This window comes from Neisseria sp. Ec49-e6-T10 (assembly GCF_051132615.1).
Lineage (GTDB): Bacteria > Pseudomonadota > Gammaproteobacteria > Burkholderiales > Neisseriaceae.
The window spans coordinates 200,291-221,371 of the sequence record NZ_CP152375.1 but is presented as its reverse complement, the minus strand read 5'-3'; the positions used below and the strand labels follow the sequence as shown (position 1 = coordinate 221,371).

At 37.4% G+C, this 21,081-nt stretch carries 17 protein-coding genes; 15 read left to right on the top strand and 2 right to left on the bottom strand.

All coding sequences use genetic code 11. From position 1 onward, the window contains the following. The first annotated feature begins 146 nt into the window (after positions 1-146). The 11 genes from AADH04_RS00990 (at position 147) to ptsP (ending at position 14,443) form a co-directional block, all read left to right on the top strand. Positions 147-1,673, top strand: coding sequence for a fumarate hydratase (locus AADH04_RS00990; protein ID WP_434778393.1), 1,527 nt, complete (start codon positions 147-149; stop codon positions 1,671-1,673). A gap of 83 nt (positions 1,674-1,756) precedes the next feature. Continuing rightward, positions 1,757-4,342 carry a bifunctional aconitate hydratase 2/2-methylisocitrate dehydratase gene (gene acnB / locus AADH04_RS00985; RefSeq protein WP_434778392.1) on the top strand — a complete coding sequence of 862 codons (2,586 nt, stop codon included), beginning with the start codon at positions 1,757-1,759 and terminating at the stop codon, positions 4,340-4,342. 103 nt (positions 4,343-4,445) lie between these two features. Further along, a complete protein-coding gene (locus AADH04_RS00980; RefSeq protein ID WP_434778391.1) occupies positions 4,446-7,139 on the top strand; it encodes a DNA translocase FtsK in 2,694 nt (897 codons plus the stop codon). A 95-nt stretch (positions 7,140-7,234) separates the two neighbouring features. After that, positions 7,235-7,813: a DUF1287 domain-containing protein gene (locus AADH04_RS00975; RefSeq protein ID WP_434778390.1), complete on the top strand. Its 579-nt coding sequence runs from the start codon at positions 7,235-7,237 to the stop codon at positions 7,811-7,813. Between the two features lie 378 nt (positions 7,814-8,191). Next, positions 8,192-9,310 (top strand): aspartate-semialdehyde dehydrogenase, encoded by a 1,119-nt coding sequence (gene asd, locus AADH04_RS00970; RefSeq protein WP_434778389.1) that lies wholly within the window; start codon positions 8,192-8,194, stop codon positions 9,308-9,310. A gap of 82 nt (positions 9,311-9,392) precedes the next feature. Next, positions 9,393-9,935 carry a hypoxanthine-guanine phosphoribosyltransferase gene (locus AADH04_RS00965; RefSeq protein WP_434779769.1) on the top strand — a complete coding sequence of 181 codons (543 nt, stop codon included), beginning with the start codon at positions 9,393-9,395 and terminating at the stop codon, positions 9,933-9,935. A gap of 16 nt (positions 9,936-9,951) precedes the next feature. After that, entirely contained in the window at positions 9,952-10,617 is a 666-nt protein-coding gene (locus AADH04_RS00960; RefSeq protein WP_434778388.1) for a hypothetical protein, read from the top strand. Further along, positions 10,617-12,008, top strand: a complete 1,392-nt coding sequence (cysG, locus tag AADH04_RS00955) for a siroheme synthase CysG (RefSeq protein ID WP_434778387.1) — start codon at positions 10,617-10,619, stop codon at positions 12,006-12,008. The genes AADH04_RS00960 and cysG overlap by 1 nt, the downstream gene beginning before the upstream one ends. Before the next feature lie 23 nt (positions 12,009-12,031). Further along, positions 12,032-12,445: a PTS sugar transporter subunit IIA gene (locus tag AADH04_RS00950; protein ID WP_434778386.1), complete on the top strand. Its 414-nt coding sequence runs from the start codon at positions 12,032-12,034 to the stop codon at positions 12,443-12,445. Continuing rightward, positions 12,438-12,707: an HPr family phosphocarrier protein gene (locus AADH04_RS00945; RefSeq protein WP_434778385.1), complete on the top strand. Its 270-nt coding sequence runs from the start codon at positions 12,438-12,440 to the stop codon at positions 12,705-12,707. The genes AADH04_RS00950 and AADH04_RS00945 overlap by 8 nt, the downstream gene beginning before the upstream one ends. A 5-nt stretch (positions 12,708-12,712) precedes the next feature. Further along, positions 12,713-14,443: a phosphoenolpyruvate--protein phosphotransferase gene (gene ptsP, locus AADH04_RS00940; protein ID WP_434778384.1), complete on the top strand. Its 1,731-nt coding sequence runs from the start codon at positions 12,713-12,715 to the stop codon at positions 14,441-14,443. Positions 14,444-14,455: 12 nt separating this feature from the next. Here ptsP and AADH04_RS00935 read toward each other — a convergent pair whose 3' ends face one another. Next, the gene (locus AADH04_RS00935) at positions 14,456-15,124 is read right to left on the bottom strand and encodes a TetR/AcrR family transcriptional regulator (RefSeq protein ID WP_434778383.1); all 669 of its coding nucleotides are present in this window, start codon (positions 15,122-15,124) and stop codon (positions 14,456-14,458) included. A gap of 139 nt (positions 15,125-15,263) precedes the next feature. On the opposite strand from AADH04_RS00935, the gene AADH04_RS00930 reads away from it, so the two are divergent. Genes AADH04_RS00930 through AADH04_RS00915 form a run of 4 tightly spaced genes read left to right on the top strand, consistent with a single transcriptional unit; the run spans position 15,264 to position 20,316 of the window. Continuing rightward, on the top strand, positions 15,264-16,280 hold the full coding sequence (locus AADH04_RS00930; RefSeq protein ID WP_434778382.1) for an HlyD family efflux transporter periplasmic adaptor subunit: 1,017 nt from the start codon (positions 15,264-15,266) through the stop codon (positions 16,278-16,280). Between the two features lie 18 nt (positions 16,281-16,298). After that, on the top strand, positions 16,299-18,071 hold the full coding sequence (locus AADH04_RS00925; protein WP_434778381.1) for an ATP-binding cassette domain-containing protein: 1,773 nt from the start codon (positions 16,299-16,301) through the stop codon (positions 18,069-18,071). After that, a complete protein-coding gene (locus tag AADH04_RS00920; protein WP_434778380.1) occupies positions 18,058-19,197 on the top strand; it encodes an ABC transporter permease in 1,140 nt (379 codons plus the stop codon). The genes AADH04_RS00925 and AADH04_RS00920 overlap by 14 nt, the downstream gene beginning before the upstream one ends. A gap of 15 nt (positions 19,198-19,212) precedes the next feature. Continuing rightward, positions 19,213-20,316: an ABC transporter permease gene (locus AADH04_RS00915; RefSeq protein ID WP_434778379.1), complete on the top strand. Its 1,104-nt coding sequence runs from the start codon at positions 19,213-19,215 to the stop codon at positions 20,314-20,316. Here AADH04_RS00915 and AADH04_RS00910 read toward each other — a convergent pair. Beyond that, positions 20,313-20,966 (bottom strand): SanA/YdcF family protein, encoded by a 654-nt coding sequence (locus AADH04_RS00910; RefSeq protein WP_434778378.1) that lies wholly within the window; start codon positions 20,964-20,966, stop codon positions 20,313-20,315. The two genes, AADH04_RS00915 and AADH04_RS00910, sit on opposite strands and share 4 nt — an antisense overlap. Positions 20,967-21,081 lie beyond the last annotated feature (115 nt).

The following is a 21,081-nucleotide window of genomic DNA, read 5'->3' as shown; positions in this document are numbered from 1 at the left end:
ATTAGAAATGGAAAAGGCTGATTATTCGATAGATAATATATATTGATGTCTTATATAAGACTCGTTAGCAATATATACTATTTCGTACTAAAATAGCATGTTAGTGCATTTAGAATAATCATAATCCATATAAAAGGCAGAACGTGATGACAATCATCAAACAGGAAGACTTTATACAAAGTATTGCAGACGCTTTTCAATATATCAGTTATTTTCACCCTAAAGATTTTATTGATGCCATGACAGAAGCTTGGGAAAAAGAAGAAAACCCAGCTGCAAAAGATGCGATGGCTCAAATCCTTGTCAATAGCCGTATGTGCGCGCAAGGTCATCGACCCATTTGTCAGGATACGGGTATTGCTGTTGTTTTTTTAAAAGTGGGGATGAATGTACAGTGGGATGCTCAATTGTCTATCCAAGATATGGTAGATGAAGGTGTTCGCCGTGCCTATTTAAATTCAGATAATAAATTAAGAGCATCTGTTTTGCGTGATCCAGCAGGTAAGCGCCAAAACACCAAAGACAACACACCAGCCGTTGTGCATATGCAATTGGTGCCGGGGAATAAAGTAGAAGTGACCTGTGCTGCTAAAGGCGGCGGTTCTGAGAATAAATCAAAATTAGCCATGTTAAACCCATCAGATTCAATTGTGGATTGGGTATTAAAAACCATTCCAACTATGGGGGCAGGTTGGTGCCCACCAGGTATTTTAGGAATTGGTATTGGTGGTACGCCAGAAAAAGCCATGTTAATGGCCAAAGAATCTTTGATGGGGCATGTTGATATTCATGATTTGCAAGCAAAAGCCAAATCAGCACAAGAGTTAACAGCTATAGAGTCCTTGCGCTTAGAACTATATGAAAAAGTCAATGCATTAGGTATTGGTGCCCAAGGATTAGGTGGTTTATCTACAGTATTAGATGTCAAAATTCTGGATTATCCAACTCATGCTGCAAGTTTACCTATTGCCATGATTCCTAACTGTGCGGCAACACGCCACATTGAGTTTGAATTAGATGGTTCAGGCCCTGTGCAATTAGAAGCACCTAAAATGAGTGATTGGCCCGATATCGCCTATGATGGTGGTAGTGGTAAAAAAGTCAATTTGAATACCCTCACAAAAGAAGAAGCCAATACATGGAAACATGGAGATGTATTATTGCTTTCAGGAAAAATGCTGACAGGTCGTGATGCTGCTCATAAACGCTTGGTTGATATGCTTAATAAAGGTGAACAATTACCCATTGACTTAACCAATAGAGTCATTTATTACGTGGGGCCTGTTGACCCTGTTCGTGAGGAAGTTGTTGGCCCTGCAGGCCCTACTACAGCAACACGTATGGATAAATTTACCCGTCAATTACTTGAACAAACTGGTTTGTTGGGTATGGTGGGTAAAGCTGAACGTGGGCAAGTGGCCATTGATGCGATTAAAGACAATAAAGCCGTTTATTTAATGGCTGTTGGTGGTGCAGCCTATTTGGTTTCAAAAGCCATTAAAAAAGCCACTGTACTGGCTTTCCCAGAGTTGGGTATGGAAGCTATTTATGAGTTTGAAGTTGAAGATATGCCTGTTACTGTTGCTGTAGATGCACAAGGTATTTCGGTTCATCAGATTGCCCCTAAACAATGGCAGGCAAAAATTGGCATTATCCCTGTTGCAGCCGATTAAGTGGTTGCCAATGTATGTGTTGGCACATTTTTATGGTGTGCCAACTGATAAAATGTATAAATAATAACTAAAGGAGAACACTCATGTTAGAAGCATATAAACAGCATGAAGCTGAACGAGCTGCGCAAGGTATTCCACCATTACCATTATCAGCTGAAGAGACGGCTGCTGTAATCGAATTACTAAAAAATCCTTCTGCAGAAGATCCTGCATTTTTGGTTGATTTAATCACCAACCGTGTCCCACCTGGAGTAGATGATGCCGCAAAAGTAAAAGCCTCATTTTTGGCTGCTGTTGCAGAAGAAACTGTAAAAAGCCCTTTAATTAGCCCAGAAAAAGCAACTGAGTTATTAGGTACCATGCTGGGTGGTTACAATATTCAACCATTAATTGACTTATTAGATAGCCCAAAACTAGGCCCTATTGCTGCCAATGGTTTAAAACATACGCTGTTAATGTTTGATGCATTTCATGATGTACAAGAAAAAATGCAAGCAGGTAATGCTTTAGCAAAAGAAGTGATCAATTCTTGGGCAGAAGCAGAATGGTTTACCAGTCGTGAAGCGGTTCCAGAAAAAATCACAGTAACTGTATTCAAAGTAACAGGTGAAACCAATACAGATGATTTATCTCCTGCACCAGATGCATGGAGCAGACCTGATATTCCATTACATGCTTTAGCCATGCTTAAAAATCCACGTGAAGGAATTGAGCCTGATGAGGTAGGCAGCATTGGTCCAATCAGACAAATTGAAAAATTAAAAGTTAAAGGCCACATGCTTGCATATGTAGGTGACGTTGTGGGTACTGGCTCTAGTCGCAAATCTGCAACTAATTCTGTTATTTGGCATACGGGTCATGATATTCCTTTTGTTCCAAATAAACGCTTTGGTGGAGTATGTTTGGGCGGCAAAATTGCACCTATTTTCTTCAATACCCAAGAGGACTCTGGCGCATTGCCTATCGAGGTTGATGTATCAAAGATGAATATGGGCGATGTCATTGATATTTTCCCGTACGAAGGTGTGATTAAAAAAGATGGACAGCAAATTGCCCAGTTTGAACTAAAGTCAGATGTGATTTTAGATGAAGTGCAAGCAGGTGGGCGTATTAACTTGATTATTGGTAGAGGATTAACTGCTAAAGCCAGAGAAGCATTAGGTTTAACCGCTTCTACTATTTTCCGCTTACCAACAGTCCCCGCTCAATCTAATGCTGGGTTTACTTTGGCTCAAAAAATGGTTGGACGTGCTTGTGGCTTGCCAGAAGGGCAAGGTATTCGTCCAGGTACCTATTGTGAACCACGTATGACGACAGTCGGTTCTCAAGACACAACAGGGCCAATGACACGTGATGAATTAAAAGATTTGGCTTGTTTAGGGTTTAGTGCCGATTTAGTGATGCAGTCATTCTGTCATACTGCCGCTTATCCAAAGCCAGTTGATGTCAAAACACATAAAGAATTGCCAGAATTTATTTCTTCACGCGGTGGCGTGTCTTTACGTCCAGGTGATGGCATTATTCACTCTTGGTTAAACCGTTTATTGTTACCTGATACAGTTGGAACTGGAGGGGACAGCCATACGCGTTTCCCTATTGGTATTTCATTTCCAGCCGGTTCTGGTTTGGTTGCATTTGCCGCCGCGACTGGGGTCATGCCATTGGATATGCCTGAATCTGTGTTGGTTCGCTTTAAAGGTGAATTACAGCCAGGTGTGACTTTACGTGATTTAGTCAATGCCATTCCTTTGTATGCTATTAAACAAGGCTTGTTAACGGTTGCCAAAGCAGGTAAGAAAAATATTTTCTCAGGCCGTATTGTGGAAATAGAAGGTTTACCTAAATTGAAAGTGGAACAAGCGTTTGAATTGTCTGATGCTTCGGCTGAACGTTCTGCAGCAGCTTGTACGGTTCATTTAGATAAAGAGCCAATTATTGAGTATTTAAATTCCAATATTACCTTGATGAAATACATGATTGCTCAAGGCTACCAAGATGCTCGTACGCTAGAGCGTCGTATCAAAAAAATGGAAGAATGGTTGGCAAACCCTCAATTACTTCAAGCGGACGCAGATGCAGAGTATGCAGCGGTTATTGAGATTGATATGAATGAAATTAAAGAGCCAGTCGTTGCTTGTCCAAATGATCCAGATGATGTGAAATTGATGTCAGAAGTGTCAGGGACAAAAATTGATGAAGTCTTTATTGGTTCTTGTATGACCAATATTGGCCACTTTAGAGCAACAGGTAAACTACTGGAAGGTAAAACAGATTTACCTGTACGTTTATGGTTGGCACCACCAACCAAAATGGATGCCGAAGAGTTAACAGAAGAGGGCTATTATGGGGTGTTTGGTAAAGCAGGTGCCCGTATGGAAATGCCTGGTTGTTCCTTGTGTATGGGGAACCAAGCACAAGTTAGGGAAGGTGCAACCGTTATGTCGACTTCAACGCGTAACTTCCCAAATAGATTGGGTAAAAACGCTAATGTGTTCTTAGGTTCAGCTGAGTTGGCTGCTATTTGTGCGAAGTTGGGTAAAATACCAACTCCACAAGAGTACCATGATAATATGGCTTTGATTCAAGATAAAGGACTGGAAGTCTACCGGTATATGAATTTTGATCAAATTGAGGATTATCAAAAAACAGCTCAAACTTTAACAGTGTAATAAAATAAAACAAAAACCCTGCTTTTTTAAGCAGGGTTTTTTTATTTACAGCACAAAAAGAGGTACAATAGACAACTTATTTTGTTTTGAAGGTTTTCTCTTTATGTTGTGGTTTTTATTGTTACTCATTGTGGCAATTATTGCTGCTATGGCTTTTTACAGCACAAAAAGCAGACAAGAATGGGAACAGGAGCTTTTGTATCTGACTCGTCATGAGGGAACAGAAAGCTTGGAGAAAGAGTTGGTGTTAACTGAAGAAGTTTCACCTTTACTTCAAAGTGCTAGGCAACATAAAAAAGACGTAACAGATTTTGCAGAAGAAATCGTTGATGATGATTTTGCTGAACATCAGGCGCAACAGTTAGAAGAAGACCTAAAGGATTTACCAATTTTTGCTGCAGAGGAAGAAGAAACCGTTCCTACTCAAGAAGAGCAAAAAAATGAACAGCCTCAGTACTATTTTCCTGAAGTTTTAGAAATGCCATTTGAAGAGCAGTTTAAGCCTGTTGATGAACCAGAGGTGCAAGAACCAGAAGTTATTGTGTTAGATAAACCTGTTTATGTGAAACCACAACAGACAAAAGAAGCACCACCGGTTATTGATTTGGAAGATGTAAAACGGGAACTTTTACGGCAAAAATTGGCTAAAAAATGGACAGCAAAACAAGAAGTGCCAGTTCAAGTGCCCTTGCCAATTATTGATACAAATGAAGTGCTTGAGAATTTGGCAAAAACGGATTCACCCGTTAATCGAAAGTATCGTCGCAAACAATATACAAAAAGTGTGATTCCATCTGAAGCATTGGAACATAACCATAACGTTTACTCCCCTCGAAAAAAGGCAAAAGCACCTCCTGCTAAAGAGGCTTTGTATTCTCAATTTACCCCCTTTAATGCACCTAAAAAAGAGTTTGCAAATCATCAAGAAATCGAACCTGAGTCAGAACCCAATAAACTGGTTTTGCCTCATGTTATCCAAGTGCCTGAATTGGTGGATGTTGTGCAAAATGAGACAGAAACAGATGTCAGCATTAACTGGCAACCTGAGGCAGACTACAATTTATTTTTATCTTCAGAAGATACAGAGCAAGATATAAATGTCTTGCCAGAAGTCAGTTGGTCATTGTCTGATATTGATGTGTCAGAAGAAGCTGAAACAGAAAATGAAGATCAATCATTTACTGTTTCAGAGCAAGAAGCCAATAAACCATCGTGGGCACCTAAAGCCATTAATCAGCCCACATTGATTCAAGCAGAAAAACCAGTTTCTCAAGTGACAACTGTTCAAAGAGCCGTTTTTCACGAAACTCATTTACCTGGTTTGAATTTATTACAAGCGCCAGAAGAAAAAGTACAAAATGCGTTAAGCGATGAGATCTTGCTAGAAAAAGGCATTGTGATAGAAGAAAAGCTGGCAGAGTTTAAAGTAAAGGTGAACGTATTAGATGCGTATGCAGGTCCAGTGATTACCCGATATGAAATTGAACCTGCTGTTGGTGTGCGTGGCGCACAAGTAATGAATCTTGTTAAAGATTTGTCTCGAGCGTTAGGGCTGGTTTCCATTCGTGTTGTTGAAACCATTCCGGGAAAAACCTGTATGGGTTTGGAGCTGCCCAATCCAACTCGACAAATGATCAGATTATCAGAAATTTTTGCTTCTTCTGCTTTTATTGATTCGCGTTCTAAGCTAACTTTAGCCTTAGGGCAAGATATTACTGGTGAACCTATTGTGACTGATTTGGCTAAAGCGCCTCATTTATTGGTTGCTGGTACAACAGGTTCGGGTAAATCCGTTGGTGTGAATGCCATGATTTTATCAATGTTGTTTAAAGCAACACCAGAAGAAGTACGCCTAATCATGATTGACCCAAAAATGTTGGAGTTGAGTATCTATGAGGGGATTCCTCATTTGTTGGCACCTGTGGTCACAGATATGAAATTGGCAGCTAATGCCTTGACGTGGTGTGTGAATGAAATGGAAAAACGTTATCGCCTGATGAGTCATATGGGGGTACGTAATGTTGCTGGATTTAATCAAAAAATTAAAGAAGCAGCACAACGAGGGCAAAAATTGGCGAATCCTTTTAGCTTAAATCCACAAGAGCCTGAACCATTAGAACATTTACCTTATATCGTTGTGGTAGTGGATGAGTTTGCTGATTTGATGATGGTTGCTGGTAAAAAAATAGAAGAGTTGATTGCTCGGTTGGCCCAAAAAGCACGTGCAGCAGGTATTCATCTTATTTTGGCAACCCAAAGGCCTTCTGTTGATGTGATTACAGGTTTAATTAAAGCCAATATTCCTACTCGTATTGCCTTTCAAGTGTCCAGTAAAATTGACAGTCGCACCATTTTAGATCAAATGGGGGCAGAAAGTTTATTAGGGCAAGGTGATATGCTTTTCTTACCACCGGGAACAGGTTACCCACAGCGGGTGCATGGTGCGTTTGTGGCAGATGAGGAGGTTCATCGAGTAGTGGCTTATCTGAAACAGTTTGGTGAACCAAATTATGTGGATGATATCTTAACTGCTGGTGTTGATGAGGGCGATTTATTCAGTAATGCCAATTCTAATGGAAATGGCAAAGGTGCAGAAGATGATCCTTTATATGATGAAGCTGTTTCTATTGTTTTAAGAACCCGCAAAGCTTCTATTTCTTCAGTGCAAAGACAATTAAGAATAGGTTATAACCGTGCAGCCCGATTGATTGAACAAATGGAAGCTACTGGGATTGTGTCGCCAATGGAAAGTAATGGCAATCGAACTGTATTGGTGCCTGATAGAGCAATAGATTAAATTTAAAACCTGACGCTAAAAGTGTGTGTTCAGGTTTTTTTATCCATTTATTTTTAATAATTATTAATAACATTTATTTTGTTTTTTGGGGTGTTATGGAAAAATATCTTTTTGTTTTAGTCGCAAGTTTATTGAGTTTATATGCTGTTGCACAGACCAATCTTAATATCGTCAAATCAGCCAGAAGTCAAATTGGTAAAACAGTTTCCTATGATCCAGCTTATGTGAAATTATCTTATCCAAATGGTGATGTGCCATTGTCTAAAGGTGTGTGTACTGATGTGGTGATTCGTGCGTTACGAGGCAATAAACAAGATTTACAAAAACTGGTGCATGAAGATATGAAAGCCAATTTTGGCCAATATCCAAAAACTTGGGGTTTAACATCAACAGACAGTAATATTGATCATAGACGCGTTCCTAATCTGGAAACTTTTTTTAAACGTAAAAATAAAGCCTTGACTGTAACGCAAGAGGGTAAAAATTATAAAGCAGGTGATATTGTTTCTTGGCGTTTAGATAATGGTTTGCCACACATCGGTATTGTGTCAGATAGAGTGTCTGCAGATAAAAAGAGACCCCTTATCATCCATAATATTGGGCAAGGTGCAAAAGAAGAAGATGTTTTATTTGTGTGGAAAATAGTTGGACATTATCGTTATTTTAAATCTTAATTGTGTGAATCTGTTGGGCAGTGTTGTGTAGATGTATACGACAATTTAGCATTCTTAACAGCTTATTAAGGATTAAGGATACTTTTATTTTTAACTGAGTATTTTGATGAAAATAAATTAAGTTGCTGATTTTTGAATTTTATCTTTTTGATTTCTTAAGCTAAAATAATTGTTTTGAAATATTTTTTATCTATTATTATTTATTTTTGCGCTTAATTGCCATCTTGGGTTATATAAAATTCTAGGTAATCATTGAAAATAAGCATGCAGAAATATCCGGTTTTTATTAAACTTGTTCAAGAAGGGTGATAGAATTTGATTTCATCACATTTTAATGTCTATTTTTTACCGTAAGCAAAAATGTTTAGGAGATACTAAATGAAAGTAGGTTTTGTTGGTTGGCGTGGCATGGTTGGTTCAGTGCTTATGCAAAGAATGCAGGAAGAAAATGATTTTCAATTCATTACTGAGCCAGTATTTTTTACCACCTCAAATGTAGGAGGTGACGCACCAACGGTAAACAATAAAACCACTAAGCTTAAAGATGCCAACGACTTAAATGAATTGGCGCAAATGGATATTATCGTGACTTGCCAAGGTGGAGATTATACCAAATCTGTTTTTAAACCTTTGCGTGCTAAAGGATGGCAAGGCTATTGGATTGATGCTGCTTCTGCTTTAAGAATGGAAGATGACACCATTATTGTATTGGATCCTGTCAATCGAAATGTGATTAATCAGGGATTAGAAAAAGGCATTAAAAACTATGTAGGTGGTAATTGTACAGTATCACTCATGTTAATGGCATTGGGTGGCCTATTTCAAAATAATTTGGTTGAATGGGCAAATAGCATGACTTACCAAGCTGCATCAGGTGCAGGTGCGCAAAATATGCGTGAATTAATTGCTGGAATGGGTGCTATTTGCACACAGGTAAAAGATGAATTGGCTAATCCTGCCAGTGCTATTTTAGATATAGATCGAAAAGTTTCCGATTTTTTACGAAGTGAACAATTTCCTAAAGCCAATTTTGGTGTACCTTTGGCTGGTAGTTTGATTCCATGGATTGATAGTGACTTAGGCAATGGACAATCAAAAGAAGAGTGGAAAGGCCCAGCAGAGACCAATAAAATTCTTGGTTTAACCGAGCAGCCTATTCCAATTGATGGGTTATGTGTGCGTATTGGTGCGATGCGTTGTCATAGTCAGGCTTTGACCATTAAATTGAAAAAAGATTTACCAGTTGCTGAAATTGAAGCGTTATTGGCACAGGCTAATGATTGGGTAAAAGTTGTACCTAATACAAAAGAACAAAGCATTCAGGAGTTAACACCTGCAAAAGTAACGGGCACTTTAAGTGTACCTGTAGGACGTATTCGTAAAATGAGTATGGGTCCAGAATATATTACTGCTTTTACAGTAGGTGACCAATTGTTGTGGGGTGCTGCAGAGCCATTACGTAGAATGTTACGCATTGTATTGGGTCAAGAAAATTAATATTTTTTTGTTAAAGGCAACATAAATCATGTTGCCTTTAACTGTTTATCAATTCATTATAAAGTTGAGAAAGTTGTAAATGATGCCAAGTGTTAGTGAAACTCAGGGAATTTTAAACGGTGCAGATTTGTTATTTGATGAGGCAGCTTGCCAACAAGCACTCGATAAAATGGCCGAAGAGATCACAGAAGTATTAGGTAATGAATACCCTTTAATCTTATCTGTAATGGGGGGAGCTGTTGTATTTACAGGTCAATTGCTGCCTAGATTATTGTTCCCTCTGGATTTTGATTACGTTCATGTTTCGCGTTATGGTGATAAATTAGCAGGAGGCGAGTTTAACTGGTCTCGAGCGCCACAAGAAGCAGTAGAAAATAGATCCGTATTGATCTTGGATGATATCTTAGATGAAGGTCATACAATGGCTGCAATTAAAGATAAAGTCATGCAGTTAGGGGCGAAGTCTTGCCATTGTGCTGTTTTTACCAATAAATTAATTGATAAGCCTAAACCCATGCAAGCTGATTTTGTTGGTTTGGATTTACCCAATCGTTATGTGTTTGGTTTTGGTATGGATGTGCGTGGAGCATGGCGGAATTTACCCGCAATTTATGCATTAAAATAAAACAGGAAGTCATCTTATGAGGCTTTATGAACAGCTTCTGCAGACAGCTAGAGACAAAATAGAGTACCGCATTAAACATGCAAAAGTTTACGTACAAGAATACGTGACTTTTCAGGAACTCATGCTTGCCGAAGGCAAAACTCAAGCCGATTTTAGTGAAAAAGCATGGCAACTTATGGAACAGGTTATTCAGTACCCGTTTGATGAGTTTGCCTATTTTTCTAAAGAACCTTTACCACAGGTTCCCGCTGAAATTGAAGATGAAGAGCTGTTGTCTGCATTTTTATTGGCTTTAGGTGAGGTGTTAGAGGAAGAAGCGTTAAGTTTAGATGAAATTAACGCCTTACCTCTGGGTTTTAGAATCGCTTATTATTTGCTTCAATGGGAAGATAATGCTGCATTTCGTGGTTGGTTATTGTTTGAAGAGAATCAACGTGATTTGACTTATGTAAATGAAGTCATCAGGCATTACACAGTTATTGGATTAAAAACAGAAGCAAAAGCGATACAAAAGGCCTTGCGTTATTGTGATAAAAATACCGCTCGTTATGATAAAGAAAAAGCATTGATCGCTTATGTTTCAGTAAAAGGTAATATCGATTACGAACAGGATGCCGCACAAAGGGATACTTTTATATTTAAGTATCTATATCAATACCCTAATATATTTTTTCCCGAATAATGAATTATTTTCCTCTTTTTTTAAATTTAAAAAAAGCACCTGTGTTGGTGGTGGGTGGAGGGAAAATTGCTTTTCGTAAAGTGGAATTATTATTGCAAGCTGGTGCAGATGTATTGGTATTGTCTCCTGAGCTTGATCCATCATTGCAAACACTGTTAAGCCAAAATAAAATTCGGTATTTGAATAAAGTTTTTGAAGACACAGATATCCAGATTCAATCAACCAAATTAGTGATTACTGCTACTGATGAGCCTGCTGTGAATCATCAGGTAAGTCAACGAGCAACGCAGTGTAATATATGGGTTAATGCGGTTGATTCCATTGAGGACAGTACGGCAGTGGTTCCCGCGATTGTTGATAGAAGCCCTATTCAAATTGCCATTAGCTCTTCAGCAACCTCGCCAACATTGGCTCGCTTGATTCGATTAAAAATTGAAAGTTTATTTTCGGCACAGCTGGGCTTGTTGGCACAGTTTGCTCAAAAAAACCGAAGCTTGGTCAAAGACCATTGCGCACAAAATGAAAGAAGAACTTTTTGGGAATCTGTGCTAACGGGACAAATTGCTCAATTGGTTTTAGGTGGGCAAGAGGAAAAAGCACAGGAGCAGTTAGAAAGCGCTTTACAGAATAAACAAAAAAAATCAATTGGAATGGTGTTTATTGTGGGGGCTGGGCCAGGGCATCCTGATTTATTGACATTAAGAGCATTACAATTGATGCAAAGTGCGGATATTGTTTTATATGATCATTTAGTTTCCGATGAAGTATTGTCTTTAGTCAGACGAGATGCTCAAAGAATCAGCGTGGCAAAAATAAAGACTCAAACTGTTTATTCACAAGAACAAATAAACCAAATGATGGTGCAGTTGGCACAAGAAGGGAAGAAAGTTGTTCGTTTAAAAGGGGGAGATCCTGCTATTTTTGGACGCTTAACTGAAGAGCTAAAAGCATTAACACAGGCACATATTCCTTTTGAAATTGTACCGGGGATATCAGCTGCTAATGGTGCTGCAGCTTATGCTGGTGTTCCTTTAACTGATTCAAATATGAGCCAGAGTATTTTGTTTATTAGCGCGCATGAAAAAAATAGTCACTTGAATTTAGATTTTTCATACTTATCTAAACAAAACCAAACATTAGTGATCTATATGGGGTTATCATCTGCAACTGAACTGGCACAAGGTTTAATTACACACCATATGCCAGTTCAAACACCATGTGCTGTAATTAGCCGTGCTACTTGTACAAATCAACAAGTATTGGTCAGTACACTGGCACAATTAGAGCAGGATTTAGTAAAAACACAAATGGTTTCTCCAGTATTGATTATTGTGGGAAATGTAGCGGCATTGGCTCAAGAGTTTCAATGGTTCAATGTGAACACTATTTGATAATAAGGTAAAGTTGTTTAAAGATGATTGGTATATTTATTATTACCCATGAAACGTTTGGGATTGCATGTGAAGAGCTTTCTTGTCATTTTTTTGGTGAAGGTACCCAACATGTTCGTCATCTCAGCGTGCATACAGTCGATGATATTGATGCTTTAAAGATCAAAGCCAAAAAAATGCGGGATGAAATTGATTTTGGCCATGGTGTTCTTGTTTTGAATGATATTTTTGGCGCGTCTCCTTATAATATTGCCAGAACACTGATTACTGATGAAAAGACCGCATTATTAACTGGTGCAAATGCAGCTATGATTGTTCGCGCAATTAATTTTGGTCGGCAAACAGAAAATTTAAATGAATTATTATTGAGCGCGCAAAATGCTGCTCATGAAAGTATTATTAATATAACCATAGATAATGTAGAACAATATGATTAAACAAAACATAGAAATTATTAATAAATTAGGCTTACATGCCAGAGCTTCCAGCAAATTTACCCAAATTGCCAGCCATTTTAAAAGTGAAATTTGGGTAAGCCGTAATGGGCGTAGGGTTAATGGTAAAAGTATTATGGGGCTGATGATGTTGGCAGCAGGTAAAGGTGCAACAATTGAATTAGAAGTGTCTGGTGAAGATGAACAAGATGCGAATGTTGCGTTAATTGAATTAATCAATAATAGATTTGATGAAGATGAGTAAATAATATGAGTCTTGTTCTACAAGGGTTTTCAGTTGGTGGGGGCATTGCCATTGGTAGGGCACATCTTGTGCGCCAAAGCATGGATGATGTGGTTCATTTACAGTTAGAAGACGATGCAATAGAACAAGAAATCAAACGGTTTGAAGAAGCCATAAAACTGACACGCAAACAATTAGAAAAATTGCGTATCAGCATCCCAGAAAATGCGCCGACTGAATTAGGGGCATTCATCTCATTGCATTTAATGCTTTTAACCGATGTCACCATATCGCGAGAGCCAATTGACTTAATTGAAGAAGAGCATTGTAATGCCGAATGGGCATTAAAAATACAAGTAGAAAACTTGTCTCAACAATTTGATGATATTGAAGACGAGTATTTACGCGAACGTAAGCAGGATATGTTACAGGTTGTTGAGCGGATTTTTAAAAATCTGGCGGGGCAAAACCCAGAAGTAGGGATGTCAGTTGATTTATTTGATGAAACTATTTTGGTTGCACATGATTTATCTCCTGCTGACATGGTATATTTTAAAGACAATCGTATTGCTGCATTCACAACTGATGTAGGCGGTTTAACCAGCCACACTGCTATTTTAGGAAAAAGCCTCGACTTACCTTCTGTTATTGCATTAAATAATGGGCGAGATTTGATTCGTGAAGACGATTGGCTGATTATTGATGGTATTGATGGTGTGGTGATTGTTCAACCAGATGATATTGTTTTAACTGAATATCGGCAAAGAGCGCGTGAGTATAAGGCAGGTTTAAAAAAATTAGAAAAAATTAAAAAAGTTGCGGCACAAACATTAGAGGGTATTCCTGTTGATCTGTTGGCCAATATTGAATCACCTGATGATATAGAAGATGTACTAAAAACGGGTGCAGATGGTGTGGGGTTGTTTAGAAGTGAGTTTTTATTTTTAAATAGAGACACATTTCCTACCGAAGAAGAACAATACCAGGTTTATACACAAACAATTAAGTCCTTAAAAACCAAACAGCTTACGGTTAGAACCATTGATTTAGGGGTAGATAAAAACCCTCGTTGGTTTCATCATGATCAGGGTTTAAATCCTGCTTTGGGGTTGACGGGTATTCGACTATGTTTAGCTGAGCCAATTTTGTTTCGAACACAGCTTCGAGCATTACTCAGAGCCAGTGTACATGGTGACATACAAATTATGTTTCCAATGATCTCTTCTATTGTTGAGTTGAATCAGGCATTGAGCCATCTTGAAATAGTGAAGGATCAATTAAAAGAAGAAAAAATCCCTTTTAATGTAAAAATCAAAATTGGTACCATGATTGAAATCCCTTCTGCTGCTTTAACCGTGACCAGTATTTTAAAGAAAGTAGATTTTATTTCTATTGGCACGAATGATTTAATTCAGTATACCTTAGCTGTAGATAGAGCCAATACTGCGGTAGCACACCTTTACCAATCTACTCATCCTGCTATTTTAAAACTGGTTAGTCATATCATTAAATCTGCAAATAAGCTGGAAAAGCCTGTGGCCATTTGTGGTGAGATGGCAGGGGATATTAAATTAACTCGCTTATTATTGGCAATGGGTTTACGCCGTTTTTCCATGCATCCTGCTAATTTATTGGCGATTAAACAACGTATTTGCGAAACCAAACTGATTGATATTGAACCAATTAGTGTCAAAGTATTTCGTACAGAAGACCCTGATAGAGTAGAAGAGTTAGTGACTAAAATGAATAGTTTGTAAAAACAGATTAATTTATTCTATTGAGTCGGTTATTTTATTACTTACTTGTTCAAGCCCACCTTGTACAAACAACTTAAAGTAAGTTGCGAGTTCCTCACAAGATTGTTTAGGGGCAACTCCTTTAAAGATACCATTGAGTATGTCTTTTCTGGCAACAAGCATCACAATAAATGGTGCGCCAATACTAAATAAACAACGTGATACAGTAGGATTATCAGCAGGTAAGTTAATTCTGTCGCCAATAATTTGTTTGACGATATTCATTTTCGGTAACACTTCTTTATTGACTACTTGTGACATTGCTTGTTCAAAATGAGGTGTAGGGGAAAAAATTTCGCGTATAAATATTTTAATATGCCATTCATTATTTAACACATTAGCAGTTAATTGTTCGATAATTAAATCTAATTTTTTTTCTGCACTGATGGTTTGATTTTGGATGCGTAATAAAAAATCAATACTTAATAGATTACTGTGTGCTTGAATAAGCACTGCTTGATAAAGTTCAATTTTTCCACCAAAATGATAATTAACCGCTGCTTGATTAGCATGGGCAAGGGTACAAATTTCTTTGCTTGTTGTACCATTAAAGCCTTTTTCGGCAAATAACCTGCCAGCAACTTCTAATATCAGTTCCTTTGTCACAGCTCCGTCTGAACGTATGGTCTTTTGTATCTTCATTTTAAGTTAGTTATACATAATAATTTCATATTATATTATATCTGTAATTTTGTTCAAATTAAAATTTGAATTTGAATTGAAATTTAAATTTTATCTATGCTAGAATAAAAATAAGTTAACCATCTGAATTTATCTGAATATGAAAAATATACTGGTTCAAAATAAAAAGATTATTTTGATTGTTTTTTTGATTCTTGTTGTGATTACGGTAACAACACATTTTTATAGGGGTCACTCTGTTCCTTCTAATGAAATTACCTTATATGGTAATGTTGATATTCGCCAAACATCACTTGCTTTTAACAGTACAGGTAGGATTGTTCATTTACAGGTTCAAGAGGGAGATATCGTTAAAAAAGGAGATATTTTAGGGCAGCTAGATACAGAAGAATTAGAACTCACCATAAATCAGACTAAAGCACAAATTGAAAGTCAAAAACAAGCCTATTTACGGTTGAAAAATGGCTCTCGTCCAGAAGAGATTGCGCAAGGACGTGCGGCAGTAGCGGAAGCTCAAGCAGAAGTAGAACGAGTAGGTAAACAGTTAAATAGAATAGAAGCCATTAATGAGCAAGCTACTGGTGCAGTGAGTCAGCAAGAAGTTGATACACAACGAGCCAATAAGAAAAAAGCAGTTGCAAACCTTAATACTCAGAAAAAAGCTTTGGCCTTATTAGAAATTGGCCCTCGTCAGGAAGACATCGCTCAGGCACAAGCAAATTTGCAAAGTGTAGAAGCTTCGTTAGCATTAATGGAATATAAATTAAAAGAAAGTCAGTTAAAGTCTCCCATTGATGCTGTGGTTCGTGCGCGTTTGGTTGAAGTTGGTGATATGGTTTCTTCTCAAAATCCAGTATATACCCTAGCCATTAACTCACCTAAATGGATCAAAGCGTATATTAATGAAGTTGAGCTAGGTAAAGTTCAGCAAGGGATGAATGTTCAAGTCTTTATTGATAGCCAACCCAATCAGGCAATTCAAGGAAAAATTGGTTATATTGCTTCGGTTGCTGAATTTACACCCAAAAATGTACAAACTGAAGAGTTAAGAACCAGTTTGGTCTATGAAGTCAGAGTTTATGTTGAAGACAAACAGGATGTCTTACGTTTAGGCATGCCCGCAACGGTAAAAATCAGCGTTAATATGGCTAAATAACATGAAGAGTTATGATTGATGAGCTCAAACAATATTATAGAAGCAAAAAACTTAACTCGTTATTTTGATAATAAAAAAGCAAAGTCACGTGTCATTGCTTTAGATAACTTATCTTTTTCATTTCCTTCAGGTTGTATCACAGCATTGGCAGGCCCAGACGGGGCAGGAAAAACTACCTTGATGCGTATGGTTTGTGGTCTTATTGCACCAAATAATGGTTCCTTAACAGTACTGGGTTTAGATTCAGTAAAAAATGCTCAGCAAATACAAAATAAAATCAGCTACATGCCTCAACGATTTGGTTTATATGAAGATTTGAGTATATTGGAAAATTTTGAGTTATATGCTCATTTACATGGTGTGACCAAAGATCAACAACAAGAACGTTTTGAGCAGCTTATGCGAATAACAGGTTTAAGTGATTTTATTCAAAGGCCTGCTGGCAAACTCTCTGGGGGTATGAAACAAAAACTTGGGGTTGCTTGCACGCTGGTTCGTTCACCCGAATTATTGTTATTGGATGAGCCTTCTGTTGGTGTAGACCCTTTATCAAGGTTGGAATTATGGGAAATTATTCAACAATTGGTGGATCAAGAGCATTTATCTGTTGTGCTTAGTACGACCTATTTAGATGAAGCCGCACGTTGTACTCAAGTTTGTGTGCTCAATCAGGGCAAAATTCTGGCTCAAGATAAGCCAGAGAACATCGCTCAATTGGCGCAGGGCCGCTGTTTTGATATTGCTTTTAAAAAAGAAGGTAATATTCGCACATTACAAACACAATTGTTTGATCAAACTGATTGTATAGTGGATTCTGTGCCACGTGGGGGCAAAGTACACACAATCTTTCAAGAAAATATTAAGCAAGAAGTGCTGACGCCTATTTTATTAGAAACCCAATCTGAGGTTGTTTCTCCCACTTTAGAAGATGGGTTTATGGTCTTGCTTTCTGAGCAAAATCAGGTGAATAGGAGGACTTTTGGTTATCAGCCACATTCAAATGCTATTCAATGTAATAACAAAGAATTACCTATTATCCAAGTTAAAAATTTATTACGTACCTTCGGTGATTTTATTGCCGTTAATAAAACATCCTTTGATGTGAAACGCGGGGAAATATTTGGATTGCTTGGGCCAAATGGGGCAGGGAAAACCACTACATTTCGTATGCTTTGTGGCTTGTTACCTGCAAGCGAAGGTTTTTTAGAAGTAGCTGGGGTTAATTTACGTACTGCACGAGATAGTGCGCGTAAAAAGATTGGGTATGTGGCACAAAAATTTTCTCTTTATGGCACATTGACTGTTCATGAGAACTTAACCTTTTTTGGTAATGTTTATGGTTTATATGGTAAACAATTAAATAAGCGCATTGATGAAGTGTTAGAAGAGTTTCACTTAAAAGAGTTCTTAACAGTTCCCTGCGAGCAAATTCCAGGTGGTTTCAAGCAGCGAATGTCTATGGCAACTGCTTTATTACATCAGCCAGAAATTTTATTTTTGGATGAACCTACCAGTGGTGCAGATACCATGGCCAGAAGAACGTTTTGGCGGCAAATTGCTGCTTTAGCTGATCAAGGTACCACTATCATCATTACTACCCATTTTATGGAAGAGGCAGAGTATTGTGATCGAGTGATGATTCAGGATGCAGGTAAAACATTAGCTTTAGGTACACCAATGGATATTCGATTACAAGCTGATCCAAAACAAGGGCAAAATATGACTATGGAGCAGGCTTTTATTGACATAATTACTCAGGCAAGAGAAGAGAAGCCATATGCAGCCATTTAATTTATTTTGGCAAAGGCTGTATGCACTGATCAAAAAAGAAGTGTATCAATTACTTCGAGACAAGAGTTCCTTATCTATAGGCCTATTTTTGCCCATTGTATTGATTTTTATTTTTGGGAATGGATTATCTTTAGATGTAAAAAATGTGCCTGTTGCAGTGGTATTGGAAGAGGCTTCTCCTACAACCAATGATATTGCCAGTACTTTTACTTTATCTTCTTACTTTAACGTCACTACTGTTATGTCTATGCAAGAAGCTAAGCAGTTGATGCAAGAGCGGCAAGTAGAGGCTATTATTCGTTTTCCCAATCATTTTTCTGAACATCTTGCTCAGAATAAAGGCAAGATTCAGCTAATTTTAAGAGGAACAGATGTCAATACAGCCAATACTATTCGTCAATATGTGATCAATAGTATTGGTATTTGGCAACAAAAACAACTGGATCGTAGTAAAGCAACAATAAATACACATCAAAAAGGCATGATTACTATAGAGCCACGTATGTGGTTTAATGCTGCAAATACCAGTACATGGTATTTGGTGCCCGGTTTGATTGTACTGATTATTACTTTAGTGGGTACATTTTTAACCTCTTTAGTTGTGGCTAAAGAGTGGGAGCGAGGTACGTTGGAATCCTTATTTGTGACACCTGTCAGACCCATTGAAATATTGATGGCTAAGATTATTCCTTATTTTTTAACGGGTGTATTTGGGCTGGTATTTTGTTTGTTGGCAGCTAAGTTTTTATTTGAAGTACCTATTTATGGCTCAATGATTATTTTGGTTTGCTCTTCTTTATTATATTTAATTGTTTGCCTTGGTATTGGTTTATTGATTTCTTCCGTCACAAAAAATCAATTTCTTGCTAGTCAAATTGCTATTATTTTCAGTACATTACCTTCTATGATGTTGTCAGGGTTTATTTTTGATTTACGCAATGCTCCTGCCATTATTCGGTTTGTTGGGGAGTTGTTGCCTGCTACCTATTTTATGGAGTTAATTAAAACATTGTTTTTAGCGGGTAATGTTTGGCCTATTGTGATTAAAAATGTTCTTGTTTTATTAATTTATGCGATTGTGTTTGTTGGATTAGCCAGAGTGGTTACTAAAAAGAAACTTTATTAAAGTTAAGTGAATAATATGGATTTTATTCGTAATATACTGGTGTTGTGTCGAAAAGAGTTTTTATCTATTTTAAAAGACCCTCGTAGCCGAGTGGTTTTGTTTATGCCTGTGTTGATTCAAAGCCTGATTTTTGGTTATGCGGCAACATTTGATTTGAATAATGTGCCTTATGCTTTATTGGATCAAAGCCAAAGTCATACTTCAAGAAAATTGATTGATCATATTAACGGCACAGGTATTTTTCATCAAGCTGTACGTCTGGATAGTCTACAACAAATGAAAGAAGTTATTGATCAGCAAAAAGCATTATTGGTGATTCATATTCCAGTAGATTTTGAACAAAAATTACACTCAGGCCAAATGTCACCTATTCAAATTATTTTAGATGCTAGAAACACGACAACGGCAAGTGCCGCAGCAGGGTATATTGCTTCAATTACTGATGGGCTTAATCAACAAATAGGAGAGCAATCTTCTGCTATTACAATAGAGTCACGTGTATGGTTTAACCCCAATGTTCAGACTCGTTGGCAAATTATGTCCGCAATGACAGCTACCTTAACCATGCTCCAGATTTTGATTTTAAGTGCTTTATCTGTTGCAAGAGAGCGTGAACAAGGGACTTTTGATCAACTATTGGTCACGCCTTTAAATTCTACTCAGATTATGTTTGGTAAAGGGATTCCACCTATTATCATTGGCTTGGTTCAAGCCAGCATTATTTTGATGGTCACTCTTTTTTGGTTTAAGATTCCTATGGCAGGCTCTATCATTAACCTTTATCTGGGGTTAGGTATTTTTACGATTGCTATTGTAGGTGTAGGGTTAACCATTTCTTCAATTGCTAAAAATATGCAACAAGCAATGTTTTATGCTTTTGTATTGATTATGCCTATGATATTGCTTTCAGGGTTGATTACACCAATTCGTAATATGCCAGAATTTTTACAATATTGTACTTTAATTAATCCACTACGTTTTGCGGTTGATTTTGTCCATCAAGTATATTTAGAAGGTGCCGCAATAAGTCAATTGGGTTATGACCTGCTTCCCCTAATGATTATGGGTATGATTACTTTGCCTATTGCCCGATATTATTTTAAAAATAAACTGATTTAATCAGGTAGTATGACTTTATCGCCTAAAAATTTGGGTTGGACGCTCCATATTAAATCCCAATACGCTTTGTCTCGGGCAAATATCTCGCGGATCAATGTTTTGATACTGCGTGATTTACTGACATCTCGTGCATTATAAGCATAAGCTTGAATATCCATTTGTCGGGCCAAAAATACAGCACGTTCATTGTGAAATTTTTGAGAGACAATAATAAAAGAATTTTGCCCAAAAATTTCTTTTGCCCTAACAACCGAATCCAGCGTTCTAAAGCCAGCATGATCTAAGAAAATATGTTCACTTGGAATCCCTTGAGCAATAAGTGCTTTTTGCATATCCCTAGGTTCATTGTATTTGATATGACTGTTGTCTCCACTGACAATAAAATATTTTACTTTTCCTTCATGGTATAACTTTGCTGCTGCTTGTATACGAAAGGTAAAAAAAGGATTGTCATGACCACTTTTGAGTCTTTTGCTGGTGCCTAAAATCAATGCTGTATGTGTTTGTGGTAAAGCACCCATATTATTTTGAACAAATGATTTACTTGAATGAACAATAGAATAATTTGCCCAGATGGTAAATGAAATAAAGCCAATAATGAGTAACAAAAGAGCCTGTTTTATTCTTTTTTTTGTGGAACGAATGTGCATGAAAGTAAATCAGTTTAATTGATGAAAGATCTTCTATTTTAACCGATTTTCAAAGGAAATACCGATTTTTTCACTATGTTACTAAGTTGTTTTAAGTGCGTTATTGTTCATAATC

Coding starts and splice junctions, on each gene's coding strand:
- AADH04_RS00990 (WP_434778393.1), top strand. CDS start 147: ATGACAATCATCAAACAGGAAGACTTTATACAAAGTATTGCAGACGCT.
- acnB (WP_434778392.1), top strand. CDS start 1,757: ATGTTAGAAGCATATAAACAGCATGAAGCTGAACGAGCTGCGCAAGGT.
- AADH04_RS00980 (WP_434778391.1), top strand. CDS start 4,446: ATGTTGTGGTTTTTATTGTTACTCATTGTGGCAATTATTGCTGCTATG.
- AADH04_RS00975 (WP_434778390.1), top strand. CDS start 7,235: ATGGAAAAATATCTTTTTGTTTTAGTCGCAAGTTTATTGAGTTTATAT.
- asd (WP_434778389.1), top strand. CDS start 8,192: ATGAAAGTAGGTTTTGTTGGTTGGCGTGGCATGGTTGGTTCAGTGCTT.
- AADH04_RS00965 (WP_434779769.1), top strand. CDS start 9,393: ATGCCAAGTGTTAGTGAAACTCAGGGAATTTTAAACGGTGCAGATTTG.
- AADH04_RS00960 (WP_434778388.1), top strand. CDS start 9,952: ATGAGGCTTTATGAACAGCTTCTGCAGACAGCTAGAGACAAAATAGAG.
- cysG (WP_434778387.1), top strand. CDS start 10,617: ATGAATTATTTTCCTCTTTTTTTAAATTTAAAAAAAGCACCTGTGTTG.
- AADH04_RS00950 (WP_434778386.1), top strand. CDS start 12,032: ATGATTGGTATATTTATTATTACCCATGAAACGTTTGGGATTGCATGT.
- AADH04_RS00945 (WP_434778385.1), top strand. CDS start 12,438: ATGATTAAACAAAACATAGAAATTATTAATAAATTAGGCTTACATGCC.
- ptsP (WP_434778384.1), top strand. CDS start 12,713: ATGAGTCTTGTTCTACAAGGGTTTTCAGTTGGTGGGGGCATTGCCATT.
- AADH04_RS00935 (WP_434778383.1), bottom strand. CDS start 15,124: ATGAAGATACAAAAGACCATACGTTCAGACGGAGCTGTGACAAAGGAA.
- AADH04_RS00930 (WP_434778382.1), top strand. CDS start 15,264: ATGAAAAATATACTGGTTCAAAATAAAAAGATTATTTTGATTGTTTTT.
- AADH04_RS00925 (WP_434778381.1), top strand. CDS start 16,299: ATGAGCTCAAACAATATTATAGAAGCAAAAAACTTAACTCGTTATTTT.
- AADH04_RS00920 (WP_434778380.1), top strand. CDS start 18,058: ATGCAGCCATTTAATTTATTTTGGCAAAGGCTGTATGCACTGATCAAA.
- AADH04_RS00915 (WP_434778379.1), top strand. CDS start 19,213: ATGGATTTTATTCGTAATATACTGGTGTTGTGTCGAAAAGAGTTTTTA.
- AADH04_RS00910 (WP_434778378.1), bottom strand. CDS start 20,966: ATGCACATTCGTTCCACAAAAAAAAGAATAAAACAGGCTCTTTTGTTA.